The following is a 12,445-nucleotide window of genomic DNA, read 5'->3' on the forward strand; positions in this document are numbered from 1 at the left end:
AAACTGGCTGTGCGATGAGGACATCATATGCCTTTAACACCGCATTCGTGGTTCTTATGCTCAAATTTCGCCGCCCAATTTTTTCTTCATGAACTCGATTTTTTTAGCCCAGAACAAGTGCGGAGATGACTCAGCCTGAGCCCTTGCTTGCGAAACCAATGCAAGATCAAACTTCTGGGTGAAATCATCTATCAATCGAATATAGTCAAACTGACGCTTGCGCCATGCGCCCCACTCGTCCGTGAGAAAGTATTCGACTTCTGCATACAAGAATTGTTGGTAGCTGAACAGCCGGTATAAGTCCTCCAAGGTGCCTACAATTGCATAGCTAGGGCAACCGAGGCAGTGGATGAATTCAGAACAATGATTGACGCCATCCTTTGGTGCCAGACTACCGTAAAGGCTATCTTTGCAGCCGCCTGGTGGGGTTGGTATAACGTTTATGCCACGTAGTTTGTCCGGAAAAGCCTCCCCAACAAATGTCGCCCCGTCGACCTTGATCTCATCGTTGATTTTCAAATAGTGATTATCGGCGACACCAGGGGTATGACCCATAACGGAGGAAACTTCTATAATGTCGCCACCGCTCAGTTTCCACAAACGGCTTTCCATAGTCTTTCGCAGCCGACTAAGCGTGACATTTAGCCGATTGCCTTGATCATCCTGAAGCGCATGACGCTCACAAATGCTTTTTGCCGTGACATATAAAGCACCGGGTGTAAGGGTAACGATGTCGTTCGAGCGGCCAGGCTGGCCCGAGCGATATAACCACACACATGAAGATATTTCATCAGGTGCCAGTGCTACGAGTGGCTTAGAAATCTCCAGCGCCTTATTGAGGACTGCCACCCCATCCAGGGGAATAGCACTGTACTCATCTAGCAGATTAGTCTGACGGATTGTTTTGCTCTGTGCGCCTTTACCTCGACGTTTGACGGTAGTAATCAACCTGAGATTAGGAATAAATGGGTGAGGCTGTAGGGCATCCCTTTTCATCTCCAAGAGCGGCGTAGTATTGATTCCAGACCTTGCCGCAGTAATTAGTAGCAATACAGCCATCGCCTCCGCGCCATTTCCAAGGAATGTACCCTTATGGATGGCAATAAGATCTGACTTCAAAGCGCCAATCAGCCTTTGCATTTCACCCAAGGTGAGCGGATCTGCATCTTTAGTGCTCTGCGAATTATTAGGAAATGGATTGAGGGGCAAAAGATCGTCAAGATTAACTTCAATAAATCCATATTCAGCCAAAACAACAACTAACGACTTGAAGCTAGTATAGTAATTCTTGGCTGTCGAGCCGTTAGGGTATTTTAGCCTCAGCCAAGAGACGTATCGATCCAAGTGGCTTTTGGTAAGACTGTTTGGCGTTGCAGGTGGCGACTTGACCGAACCTCCACTCAAGAAATTTATAAAAAATCTCAGCCCGTTCGTAGAGTAACCAATCAAGGTCGTCACTGAGAAGTTTCCTCCTTGTAGCAAAGCTTTGATAACGTGAAGACTTTGAATTGCCCAAGCGTCGAAGCCCAAGCCTAAATATTTCGTATGATCGAGTTGCCTGTGGTTTCTCGGGTTTCTCGGCAGGTCAATCTTGATATCATCTTCGACAGCCTCGAATCCTTTTGTAACCGACCGCATAACCGCCTTGTAGCTTTTTTGCCGAGCCAATGGTGCTACCTCAAATACGCGAAACCGAATCAGTCATAAACATCATGTCAATTTCGTCCTCGTGAGCAAGGACGGATTGGGCTTCAAGCTGGTTTATGAGATGCAAATAGATCATAGTTGTTTGCACATCTGAATGCCCCAGCCTATCTCGGACATACAACAATGGCTCACCTTCAAACTCTTTGCTTTTTCGAAGAGCAAGCAAGGTATAAGTCCCATAGGTGTGGCGTAGCATGTGGGCCCGAACATAGAAACCGCACTTTCTTTCATAGGACTTCATAACGTCCACTACGGAATCTTTTGAATAATGCCTGCCTTCATTAGTCAGCAGCAGCGCGGTAACACGTCCATCACCATTGGACTTACGAACCTCTCGTTGGTGAAGGGAGTAAGACCACATGCTCTCCATCAACGACCATGGCACGTCGATAGTTCTAGGCCGGTCGTACTTGATATGCATGTCTGAAGGATCAAGAGCAACACTGATCATTTGCCTTGGGCGCAGTCCCTTCTTCAACCTGGGGTTGAACACATATTTGAGAGGAAAAGACCTCGCTTCACAGGAGCGAAGGCCGGTACGCACCATGAGGTGGAACAATATCTGGTGGCTTGGATCGGTATCCAGGGCAAGGCATACCTTGACTTGATCCTTGGTCAGGAATTTGGTCAAGCGCTTTCGGTCGCGAACCATCACCGAAACTTTCGTGCTCTCGGCTCCGGGCAGAGCGATATGACTGAGAAGACCGGAATGTTGGGCAACTCTTACCCTTTTCTCACCGAAGGGCAGCACAGTTATCAGGTTGCGCTGCTTAGCCCATCGGTAGAACCTCACGATCAAGGCCAGACGATTGTTCACCGTGCCGGGATCAAGTGCTAATTCTCCGCTCGACCAATCCCTGTACCTCGACAGAGCACTCAGACCGTGAGCCGGGCTTTCCTCGTCCCAGCCCAATCCATTGGCTTCCAGGAAGGCAAAGTAATCGTACAGACGCCGTCCATAGGCTTCCCAAGTCAAATCGCTTAGGGCCTCACCTGACTCGATAAGCGTGTGCCAAAGGAAGGATTGAGCTGGCTCGACTGGCCATCCCTCTGACCCAATCAGCAACGGAAAGCCTTCAAAGGATCGACCTGCTAATGCTAGGTCTTTTGTTGCGAATACCAGCCTCATGCCGCTGCCCTAAAACACTTCCAATGGATTGCCTTATGAAGCCTGGAAACTGCTGTTCCAGAGGGGTTCAGAAGGTGGCGCGGACTCTACAGGATTTACTAACGATTCCCACCCCTCAGATCATTGTTACTGAGTACCACAATGGGCGTGCTGGCCAGATCCGGCCGAAAAACACGCTCACAGCTGGCATAGAAGCTGTTGCAATCTGCCAATGCAAAGACTGGCTGGTCTGGATGGGATGCACCTTTCACGTTCATGATGATCGCTCATGATCGCGCACGCTGTAATTGACCACACCCCAAATCACCAGATCGTCACCTTCCATCACGTATCTGGGCGGAAACTTGGGATTTTCGGCCATCAACACCACTTGGCCATCTCGATGGTGCAAACGCTTGCACACGCACTCGGCATTGAGCGCCGCAATGACGATGTCGCCATGCCGCGCCGTTTTGCTTCTGTCGACGATCACCAGGTCACCGTTGAAAATACCGGCACCCTGCATGCTGTGCCCAGAAATCTTGGCCAGGTACACGTGCGGTGCCCTGATTTCGAACAGCTCATCCAGCGATATCAACCTTTCGAGGTGATCCGCTGCCGGCGATGGAAAGCCGGCAGACACCTGGGAGGAATACAGTGGGAGTGATACACCACCACTGGCAATGGGACCAAGAAGGGTCACGCTCATATACCTGGCCTGAACAAATAACTGTATGGATACACAGTTAACTGCGCCGCGGAAGTCGCGTCAATTTGAGCCGACCAAATGCCCTCCAACCTGAATTGAGCCCTACCGAAAACCTATACCACTCGAACTCCTATTTCTTACTGCACGGAACGCGGCCATCCGGTTTCCTGTACCTGAACTCACTTTAGGTACGGTGCGATGCCCCATATCCATAAGCCTTCCCCCACGACGAAGCATTGGCTTGCTTCCATGGCCTTCACGTTCCTGTCTGCCACAGCACACGCGGAAACGTGGGTCATCACTGATCAGGCACATCCTGTGTCCGTACCTACTGGCGTGCGCATCATTCGTCTCGACGATCAGCAACGCCTCGAAGAGCTGCTGTCTCAACAGCTTCCTAACGATCAACGCCAGGCTGAAGTAACCATTCAGCGTTACTTGGCAAGTCCAGCCGGCAAACGTCTTCAAAGCGACCTGGTTCAAGCACAGCAGGGCATTACAGATGCCTGGAGTGTTGGGGTTGAAAAAATCCCCGCAGTTGTCGTCGACCGCCGCTACGTTGTGTACGGGGAGGCGGACGTGGCAAAAGCCATAGCGCAGATTGATCGAGCTAGGAGCCTGTCACGATGAGACGCTCACGCTTAGCGATCCGCCCACTGTCACTGGCCATCGCCTTCAGCTTGTCCTGCAGCGCATCAGCGGCGATCACTTCGGCCACAATCATTGCTTCGACGCTGTCGCCGACGTGTCTGGAATACAAGGTGGTCGGCATTTGCTATTGGCTCCTCTGCACGCCCTTCGGCTGCAAGGTCAAAACGTCCACCAAAGTTCGTCACTATGTGCCGGACGCTGTGGTGTCGGCCTACTCAAACACGGGAGCCAATCCGTGGATTGAGATGTCACCGCTTGGCTCTCCAAACCCTATGGCCCAAGCCGGTAATGACGGCACTACCAACCACGTCGCCGAAAACAACATGATCAAGTTCAAGGAAGCCGACGTGATCGGCCATCCTGGTGGTGCGGCACTGAGTCAGTTCGCCAGCGCCTCTGGCTATGTCTGCAAAGGCGCAACGTTACCACTTGTCCCCTACTTCCTCAGCACCCTGGACCCCATAGCCTGGCGGTACGGCGTACCTGAAGCTGTATACCCCGAGGCGCTTATCCCAGGGATGCGTGAGGTCGGTAGCCTGCTCACTGCAAGCAGCTGGGGGAATGTCTACCCCCGTAGCGGCTTCCTCAACCAGACCGATGACTACAAGACCGGTGCCGTCATTGCGCAGCGTGCCGGCGACGTGGTCACCCGTTTGGGTCAAGTACATGTCTATCTGCCAATGCTTGCCATTCCCTACCCCGGCTACTGGCCTGCAGGGCCACTACGCGAAGGTGACGCCTCCACCGGCAAGTGGCAGGAACTGACCCCGGTGCTCAATCCCACCTGCGCAACCTTTCCAACCATCCCCCCCAATATCGATGCCCAGGACGGCGGATACGCCTGGGCGCTCTGGCGTCCGTATTCGTGCTGCCAACGTCGTGGCCAGACCTTCCTGGGCAGTACGGACTTCCAATGAACTTCAGTGATCGGAGCACCATATGAAACTCACCCCCTTGGCGATCTGCCTCATCTGCTGTTTTAGCAGCGCAGTAGCTCAATCTGCAGACCCAATCAATGTCTCCTCCTCTGGCAGCGTCATTGGCGACGACGTGCTCTACAACATCGGCGGGGGGAACGCCGTGACAATGGGGAGCGCCGGCAACATGGACAGTATTTCCGTCGGCGGTGGCTGGAACAACAACCTGGTCTGCGGAAACATGAGCATGAGCAACACCCTGCAAAACCAGTTGAATGGTGCCACCTCTGGGTTCCAGAACATCATGAGCTCGGTGGTGCAGAACGCCACCAGCGCCGTCGCCTCGCTGCCAGCCTTGATCCTCCAACGCGCAAATCCAGCGCTGTACAACCTCATCACGAACGGCATCTTGCAAGCTCGATTGGACTTTGACCGGTCCAAAGGCACCTGCAGGGCCATTGGCGAAAAAATGGCGGATATCGCCGGCAATCAAATGGGTTGGGGCAAGCTCGCTGAAGGTCAGGCAATGAGCCAGGCGCTGACGTCAAACACGGACGCAGTCTCGGCTGTGGAGCAGGTCGAAAAGAAAGGTGGCAACGATGGCGTCACCTGGGTTGGAGGTGATCGAGCAGGCGGCTCCGGTCAGAAGCCCATTCGTATCGTGGGGGACGTTACCAAAGCAGGCTACAACCTGCTGAACAAACGTGCGGCCGGTGACACCGGCTCGATAAGCAAAGACAGCTGCAACAATGGCATGGTCTGCAATGTCTGGTCATCGCCCCAGGAAGCCACTACGTTCGCCAATCGTGTGCTGGGAGAACAGCAACAACAAACCTGTGACAGTTGCCCTAAAACGGTGACAGCAGCGGGTGTAGGCCTCACACCACTGATCCAGGAAACCTACGACACCAAGCTTAAGGCACTGCAGGAGCTGCTGACTGGAAGCAAAAGTTTATCGGTCGAAAACCTAGAAGCCGCAAGCAGCAACTCTCTGCCCATCACCCGTGGTGTTGTGGCGGCTCTCAAGGATGAGCGAGATCAAGACGTACTCGCTCGCAGACTTGCCTCCGAAGTCGCGCTGTCGGATGTACTGGAGAAAGCCTTGACCCTTCAACGTACCCTGATGGCAGGTAGCCGAGAACCAAACGTCGCGGCTAACGACCTAGCCGTTCAGGCAGTCGGTCAGCAGAGCTCGTCGCTGCAACAGGAAATCAACAACCTGAAAATGGAGCTGGACATGCGTCAGCAGCTCGCGAAGAACTCACCACTGACCATCATTGAACGCGGCAAAGCTCGGGCCGAAGACTCACGCGGCGTGTTTCCAGGCGATCCAGAAACGGATCGCCTGAATCAGTTGCAATCACCTGCCAAAAGCAAATAGTGAGGTGTAGGCCATGACTGATATTCAAGATCCTGCCGCCGCCCCCAACCGCTCGCTGACTCGACGAGTCGGGCGGGGCATTCTCGTTGTTCTAGGCACTCTGCTAGCCGCTACAGCACTCGTGGTATTACTCAACGCCGTATTGATGAGCATGTTCGACAGTGCTGAGCAATGGCAAGCATGGCGTGTCGACAACTACTGGACGCTGCTCACCTGGCGACTGATGCTTTATATCGCATTGACGGTTGCCTGGCTCAAGCTCAAGGCTCGTTTGCCGCAATCGAGGCGCAAAGGCTTGCTGAAGATCGAGGTCATGGTGGCTTTATTGTTTGCCATGGTTGAGATGAGCAAAGTGCTGTATCAGGGAGGAGGTGTCCAGTGACGCTCTACACCAATGACTATCTGGAGTACTACCTCACCCTGGTGGGCTGGATCATCAACAACGGCATCTGGGACATGATTTCAGATACCGGCCTGTTCGCCCTGCCCTTCTGCATAATCGTGATTCGAGAATGGCTCAAGGTCCGTGGCGAAGGGGCTGATGAGGGTAACAAAGGCGTGCTTTCACTGGCCCGGATCGAGACCAACATCTACGTTGGGTACGTCGTCGTCGCATTCTTCGCAGTCCCGGCCGTCAATGTGAGCTTCGATACTTTGGCGTTCGATCAAAGTAGAGCCCAGCAATGCCAGTACAACTTACCCAAACCAGCTGACACCGGCTGGAACACGACATTCAGCTCTCTGGCTGGAAAGAGTGCGCAGATGCCCATGTGGTGGGCTTTCATGCATGCGCTGTCAAAAGGGTTAACCAACGGAGCAGTCGCAGCCATCCCTTGTGGGACCGACCTGCGACAAGTCCGCATGGAGGTGAACAACACCAAGATCAACAACCCACTGCTGGCCCAGGAAATCGGCGACTTCACCCACGACTGTTACGGGCCTTCACGCGCCCGTCTCTTCATGCGTCAACCAGACATGGGCACTAAAGCCAATGATCCCCAGTTCCTGCAGGACCTTAGTTGGATCGGCTCCCACTTCTTGCTGAACACCTCGGGCTACTACGACACGGACTACTCCAAAACACCCAGAACATCCTGGCCATACAACGCTTCGCGTGATGTGGGGTTGCCACAGGTGAGCGGAGGTGGAGGATATCCAACCTGTAAACAATGGTGGTCCGATAGCGGAGTAGGCTTACGAGATCGTATCAAAGATCAGGTATCTCCTGACCTCATGACAAAAATGCTTGGTTGGGCGAAGTGGCTGTCCCAGGACGAAGTGACCGACTCACTTGTTCGGCAACTGGTCTCGCCTTCGAACCAGGTGAAAGGGGATGTTTATACGGACTACGGTGGGCAAATTAACGGGACGGTGTGGAATGGCGCAGCCCGTGTCACCGGCACCCTAGGGGTAGCACTGGGCTCATTGGCATACTTCCCGGCTATGGACATGGTTCGTCAGGCGCTACCAATGATTATGGCGTTCTTGAAGATGGCGATGGTGATTTGCATCCCGCTGGTACTGGTAGTGGGTGCCTATCAACTGCAGGTGGCCATGACCATGACGGTGGTATTTTTTGCGCTGATCTTTGTGGACTTTTGGTTTCAACTGGCGCGGTGGGTAGACACAACTATCTTGGACGCTCTGTATGGAGCAGGCTCACCCCATTTGTCTTTTGACCCTGTCATGGGACTGAACTCAACGGTCCAGGATGCGATCCTGAACTTCGTCATGGGAGCCATGTTCATCATCCTACCCATGTTTTGGATAGGCGCACTGGGCTGGGCTGGAATAAGTGCAGGCAAGGCGCTGGAGGGGCTCACACGTGGGACGCAACCTGTTGAAAAAGCAGGTTCAGCAGGAGCAGACATTATCAAAAAAGCAATATAATAAACTCAGGAAGTTACGGATCCATTCATTCTGGATAGATCCGTAAGCGGGTTCAATACCTTAAATCACCGGGAAAAATTATCCTCATCAGAAATTTCACCCTCAACATTACCCCATGGGTCTAATGGTTGGCCGAATACGTTTCGCCCGTACGGAGCATCTCGATCCTCAGAATTGCCTATGGCACGTAGTCTGGAAAAGTCTCCTACAACCAAAGCCAGCAAGATTAGCCCAACAGTCAGCACTGCAACGAACGCGTGAGCCAACCATACCCAGGAATATACAGCTAATGCTATTAGGGCAAGACGTTTGACCCAGCGTAAAGTGCGGTTCTCGCTGCACCAAACGATGCGCACCGCACGACCAAGGCTATAGCCCAAGCGGCTTGCAACGGTCTGTGAGGTGTAGGCGGTCATCATGCTTCTCCTAGCCCTCCTTAAACTGGAGGCGCTTTGACATTATTTATAATCCTGATTTCACGCCGCCGCAAGACCAATGGATAAACGGATGCGCCGTCATGCGTTCGCGGACGCCCTACTCCTGCCCACCGCCAAATGGCCCAAAAGGGTAAATGGTCTCTAAAAGCGAATGGAATGGTTCACAAGGGTAAAAGCCCTACCCGAAAGGGCTTGCTACGCAAAAAGGTCATCGCCCTCACCTGCAGTTAGTCGCAACTCCTGGAGCGACACTCAATAAAAAAGGGTTCGGAACCTAGTCGTGCAACTGTTCTGCGCAGGCGAAGTCACCTAAAGCGTCACACTGATGGCGTAACGCCTCTCGAAATACCCTAATGCAGCCGGTGACCTTTTCCCATTGAAGTAAACCCACCAGATAGCGGAAAAGCCAGTCCATGATTCATTGATGGAGCTGGTGATGTTCTCATTTTTCCGCCGCAGCAAACCTTTACCTGCTGCAGCCTCTTCACCAAACGGTTTTCTGAAACCTGCCCAGGGACAGGATCTGCTGGCGACCCCACGGCGTCAAAAATTGCTGGAGAACATCTGGCAGCGTGCTTCGTTATCACGCTCACAGTTTGTGGAGCTCTATCGGCGCCCACTGGAGCGCTACGCAGAGTTGGTCCAGCAGCTCCCTGCCTCGCAGAACCACCACCATGCACACCCAGGCGGCATGCTTGATCACGGCTTAGAGATCGTCGCCTATGCGCTTAAGATTCGACAGACCTACCTCCTACCCATAGGTGCACCACCGGAGTCTCAATCGGCCCAGGCCGAAGCATGGACTGCCGCAGCCGCTTATGGCGCTCTGATTCACGACCTCGGCAAGATTGCCGTCGACGTACACATCGAACTTGAGGGAGGTAAAACCTGGCACCCATGGCATGGCCCAATCAATCGCCCTTATCGCTTTCGCTATGTGAAAGGACGCAACTACCAATTGCACGGAGCCGCTGCCGCACTGATCTACGCGCAGATCCTTTCCTCGGAAATCCTAGACTGGCTCAGCGGCTTCCCCGAAGCCTGGTCGCAACTGATCTTTGTGCTGGCCGGCCAGTATGAGCACGCCGGCATATTGGGCGAGATTGTGGTCAAGGCCGACCAAGCCTCTGTCGCGCAGGAACTCGGCGGTAACCCTGCTCGTGCGTTGTCAGCGCCAAAACAATCCTTGCAACGTCAACTGGCGGACGGTTTGCGCCACCTGGTGCGTGACACGTTCAAACTGAATCAGCCTGATGGCCCCTCAGATGGGTGGCTGACACAAGAGGCTCTATGGCTCGTCAGCAAACCGATTGCCGATCAACTACGCGCTTACTTGCTGACCCAAGGCGTTGAAGGTGTACCCAGCTCGAACGCGCCCTTCTTCAACATGCTCCAGGACCAAGGTGTTATCCAGACCAATGCCCAGGATAAGGCCATCTGGAAAGCAACAATCGACAACGGTCGTGGCTGGCGAAATACCTTCACCCTGCTCAAGCTTTCACCCTCACTGATTTGGAGTGATCCCAACGAACGGCCCACCGTTTACGCAGGCACCCTTGAGGTTGAGGCTGGCAATGCAGTGGATGAGCTGGCGGCGCAAAGTCCCAGCGCTGCTCCAGTGAAAAGCTCACCTCAAGCGGCTGAAGCTAACGCTGCACCAGCGCCATTAACGCCGGCACCAACGGCATCCGCTGATACACCACAACGCCCTTCGGATGATCGCGCTGAATTTGACGCGCTACTGGCACTTCTAAATAATGTCAATGAGCCACTAGAAGACACCCAAAGCAGTTCCATTTCACCAATACAGAGCGCGTCGTCGAAACCCTATGATAGCGAGCCCCTCCACTCTCCTAACCCAGAAGGCGTGCCTGCAGCAACTGATAAAGAAGTCATTGCAATGCCCAGTAACACCGAGCTCGGCCAGGGATTTGTTGAATGGCTTAAACAAGGGATCGCATCTCGGAAAATCATTATTAACGACACCAAAGCACTGGTACATACCGTAGCGGGGACCGCTATGTTGGTGACGCCAGGAATATTCAAGCGCTACGTCCTTGAGTTCCCCCATATTGAACAGCAAGCCAAAGCACAGCAAGTCAACGCTTGGCAGTTGGTTCAACGAAGTTTCGAGAAGCAAAAACTTCATCGAAAAACCCTGAAGAGCCTGAACATCTGGAACTGCGACGTAATCGGCCCTCGCAAATCAAAACAGCTGAAGGGTTACTTACTATTGGACCCCCTCACCATTTTCTCAGAAGTACCTCTCGATAACGCAAGCCTTTCTTTAAAATTAGAATCAATGGAGTCCCAACAATGACCACCGCCTTGCAACTCACGGAGGAATATATCTTTGCGCGTGACCTTCGGCCAGCATCTACAAAGACTTATCTGTCCTCAGCCAAAGCGATGCTCGCACATTTCGGGGCCACCCCAATCGAACAGATTGACCATCGGTCGATCCTCTCGTGGCGAAAGGAGTTTCTGGCAAATGGTAAGGCTAAACGCAGTTGGAATACTTATTCGAGCCACCTACGTACTGTATGGAAATATGCGTTAAAACACGAAATGCTTATACATACGACGGTCAACCCATTCAAAGAAACCTGTGTAACTCCCCCAAAACGCCCTAGCAAAATACTCGATGCAAATTTAATTCAAAGATCTAGGAATTGGCTCGAAACGCTAGAGGCAGAAGAACGCTGCACAAATGAGCGCAGCCAAGTAACACCTGCTTGGTTTTGGCTTGCTGTGTTCGAGGTTTTCTACTACACCGGCATACGACTCAATGCTTTATTGCATTTGCGCTACAAAGACGTCGATCTTGATAAGCAGATGATTCTAATCCGTGGTGAAACAGAAAAAACACATCGAGAGTTCTCTGTGCCCATCATGGAAGGTCTTGCGCCCCACCTAAAACTAATTATGGATAAAGCGAAGCGCGCTGGCTTCACCTCAGATGACCAATTGTTCAACGTAAACCGTTTTTCAATGCATTACCGTGGGCGAGTAATGACGTCGGATCAGGTCGAAGCAATGTACCGTAAGCTAACCCAAAAATTTGGAGCCCGAATTACCCCCCATCGTTTTCGTCATACCTTAGCCACAGATCTGATGAAAGAACCAGATCGCAATATCCATCTCACGAAAAATCTCCTGAATCATTCAAACATCGCGACGACGATGAGCTATGTCGAGGTCGACTACAGCCACATGCGCACGGTCTTGCATGAGCGTAGCGTGATGCAAGGGGCATTAAAGCGTATCCGGCGCGAAGACTCGAGCGGAGCGTCACCACGATCATATGGGACGGTCAGAAGACTAGATAGACCAACTGTGAAGCTGCCCTCTTCCAAAGCCTTGGAAGAAATAGCTATAGCCATGGAACTGTCGACGAATCCAACGCTTAAGCAAGCTTTGAATCACGTAGCTAATTGCTTTGGTGAAATACAGGAACCTCAGAGCGCTCAGGAACATCCGCCTGGAGAAATGAATACCCTAGCTGCTCTCATGTCTTCTGCAATCAGAAGGCCAAGCATGGCATCAGGGTATTCGAGCGCTGCATTAGCGAGACCAACCAAATTATCACCATGACTAACGATCAGGGTTAAGCGCGCCGACGGAGCAGCAGCGCCCTACCGCTTA

Annotated in this window: 13 protein-coding genes; 7 read left to right on the plus strand and 6 right to left on the minus strand. The window is 52.7% G+C overall.

The features are described from left to right. Nucleotides 1–60: 60 nt before the first annotated feature. The 4 genes from P2T68_RS29745 to P2T68_RS29760 form a co-directional block, all read right to left on the minus strand. Entirely contained in the window at nt 61–1,668 is a 1,608-nt protein-coding gene (locus P2T68_RS29745; RefSeq protein ID WP_032904191.1) for a hypothetical protein, read from the minus strand. 10 nt (nt 1,669–1,678) lie between these two features. Continuing rightward, nucleotides 1,679–2,836 (minus strand): tyrosine-type recombinase/integrase, encoded by a 1,158-nt coding sequence (locus P2T68_RS29750; RefSeq protein ID WP_028692960.1) that lies wholly within the window; start codon nt 2,834–2,836, stop codon nt 1,679–1,681. 98 nt (nt 2,837–2,934) lie between these two features. Then, nucleotides 2,935–3,093 (minus strand): DNA-directed DNA polymerase, encoded by a 159-nt coding sequence (locus tag P2T68_RS29755; protein ID WP_102643153.1) that lies wholly within the window; start codon nt 3,091–3,093, stop codon nt 2,935–2,937. Next, nucleotides 3,090–3,524, minus strand: coding sequence for a S24 family peptidase (locus tag P2T68_RS29760; RefSeq protein ID WP_044275361.1), 435 nt, complete (start codon nt 3,522–3,524; stop codon nt 3,090–3,092). The genes P2T68_RS29755 and P2T68_RS29760 overlap by 4 nt, the downstream gene beginning before the upstream one ends. A gap of 249 nt (nt 3,525–3,773) precedes the next feature. Between P2T68_RS29760 and P2T68_RS29765 the strand changes: the two genes are divergently transcribed. Further along, the gene (locus tag P2T68_RS29765; protein WP_056791637.1) at nt 3,774–4,154 is read left to right on the plus strand and encodes a TIGR03757 family integrating conjugative element protein; all 381 of its coding nucleotides are present in this window, start codon (nt 3,774–3,776) and stop codon (nt 4,152–4,154) included. On the opposite strand, the gene P2T68_RS29770 is transcribed toward P2T68_RS29765, so the two are convergent. After that, nucleotides 4,135–4,296, minus strand: a complete 162-nt coding sequence (locus tag P2T68_RS29770) for a hypothetical protein (RefSeq protein WP_235369475.1) — start codon at nt 4,294–4,296, stop codon at nt 4,135–4,137. The two genes, P2T68_RS29765 and P2T68_RS29770, sit on opposite strands and share 20 nt — an antisense overlap. Here P2T68_RS29770 and P2T68_RS29775 point away from each other — a divergent pair. From P2T68_RS29775 to P2T68_RS29790, 4 genes are read left to right on the plus strand one after another with little or no spacing between them, the layout of a single operon-like run. Next, nucleotides 4,247–5,092: a TIGR03756 family integrating conjugative element protein gene (locus P2T68_RS29775; protein ID WP_236202793.1), complete on the plus strand. Its 846-nt coding sequence runs from the start codon at nt 4,247–4,249 to the stop codon at nt 5,090–5,092. The genes P2T68_RS29770 and P2T68_RS29775 overlap by 50 nt on opposite strands. A 22-nt stretch (nt 5,093–5,114) precedes the next feature. Continuing rightward, on the plus strand, nt 5,115–6,473 hold the full coding sequence (locus P2T68_RS29780) for an integrating conjugative element protein (protein WP_106118557.1): 1,359 nt from the start codon (nt 5,115–5,117) through the stop codon (nt 6,471–6,473). A 13-nt stretch (nt 6,474–6,486) separates the two neighbouring features. Then, complete coding sequence (locus tag P2T68_RS29785) at nt 6,487–6,855, plus strand: hypothetical protein (RefSeq protein WP_056791174.1); 369 nt, start codon at nt 6,487–6,489, stop codon at nt 6,853–6,855. Then, on the plus strand, nt 6,852–8,363 hold the full coding sequence (locus P2T68_RS29790; protein WP_056791171.1) for a conjugal transfer protein TraG N-terminal domain-containing protein: 1,512 nt from the start codon (nt 6,852–6,854) through the stop codon (nt 8,361–8,363). The genes P2T68_RS29785 and P2T68_RS29790 overlap by 4 nt, the downstream gene beginning before the upstream one ends. A 65-nt stretch (nt 8,364–8,428) precedes the next feature. Here the strand turns inward: P2T68_RS29790 and P2T68_RS29795 are convergent, their stop codons facing one another. Next, nucleotides 8,429–8,782, minus strand: coding sequence for a hypothetical protein (locus tag P2T68_RS29795; protein WP_102643151.1), 354 nt, complete (start codon nt 8,780–8,782; stop codon nt 8,429–8,431). 454 nt (nt 8,783–9,236) lie between these two features. On the opposite strand from P2T68_RS29795, the gene mobH reads away from it, so the two are divergent. Further along, nucleotides 9,237–11,120, plus strand: coding sequence for a MobH family relaxase (gene mobH, locus P2T68_RS29800; RefSeq protein WP_102643157.1), 1,884 nt, complete (start codon nt 9,237–9,239; stop codon nt 11,118–11,120). Beyond that, nucleotides 11,117–12,394: a site-specific integrase gene (locus P2T68_RS29805; RefSeq protein ID WP_056791165.1), complete on the plus strand. Its 1,278-nt coding sequence runs from the start codon at nt 11,117–11,119 to the stop codon at nt 12,392–12,394. Before mobH ends, P2T68_RS29805 begins: the two co-directional genes overlap by 4 nt. Nucleotides 12,395–12,445: the final 51 nt, after the last annotated feature.

This window comes from Pseudomonas sp. G11 (assembly GCF_029457515.1).
GTDB classification, from domain to species: Bacteria; Pseudomonadota; Gammaproteobacteria; order Pseudomonadales; family Pseudomonadaceae; genus Aquipseudomonas; species Aquipseudomonas gorinensis.

Excerpts from the sequence above, each read along its gene's own strand:
- P2T68_RS29755 (WP_102643153.1), bottom strand. The coding sequence starts at position 3,093 with ATGAACGTGAAAGGTGCATCCCATCCAGACCAGCCAGTCTTTGCATTG.
- P2T68_RS29765 (WP_056791637.1), top strand. The coding sequence starts at position 3,774 with ATGGCCTTCACGTTCCTGTCTGCCACAGCACACGCGGAAACGTGGGTC.
- mobH (WP_102643157.1), top strand. The coding sequence starts at position 9,237 with ATGTTCTCATTTTTCCGCCGCAGCAAACCTTTACCTGCTGCAGCCTCT.
- P2T68_RS29780 (WP_106118557.1), top strand. The coding sequence starts at position 5,115 with ATGAAACTCACCCCCTTGGCGATCTGCCTCATCTGCTGTTTTAGCAGC.
- P2T68_RS29770 (WP_235369475.1), bottom strand. The coding sequence starts at position 4,296 with ATGCCGACCACCTTGTATTCCAGACACGTCGGCGACAGCGTCGAAGCA.
- P2T68_RS29795 (WP_102643151.1), bottom strand. The coding sequence starts at position 8,782 with ATGATGACCGCCTACACCTCACAGACCGTTGCAAGCCGCTTGGGCTAT.
- P2T68_RS29785 (WP_056791174.1), top strand. The coding sequence starts at position 6,487 with ATGACTGATATTCAAGATCCTGCCGCCGCCCCCAACCGCTCGCTGACT.
- P2T68_RS29760 (WP_044275361.1), bottom strand. The coding sequence starts at position 3,524 with ATGAGCGTGACCCTTCTTGGTCCCATTGCCAGTGGTGGTGTATCACTC.
- P2T68_RS29805 (WP_056791165.1), top strand. The coding sequence starts at position 11,117 with ATGACCACCGCCTTGCAACTCACGGAGGAATATATCTTTGCGCGTGAC.
- P2T68_RS29750 (WP_028692960.1), bottom strand. The coding sequence starts at position 2,836 with ATGAGGCTGGTATTCGCAACAAAAGACCTAGCATTAGCAGGTCGATCC.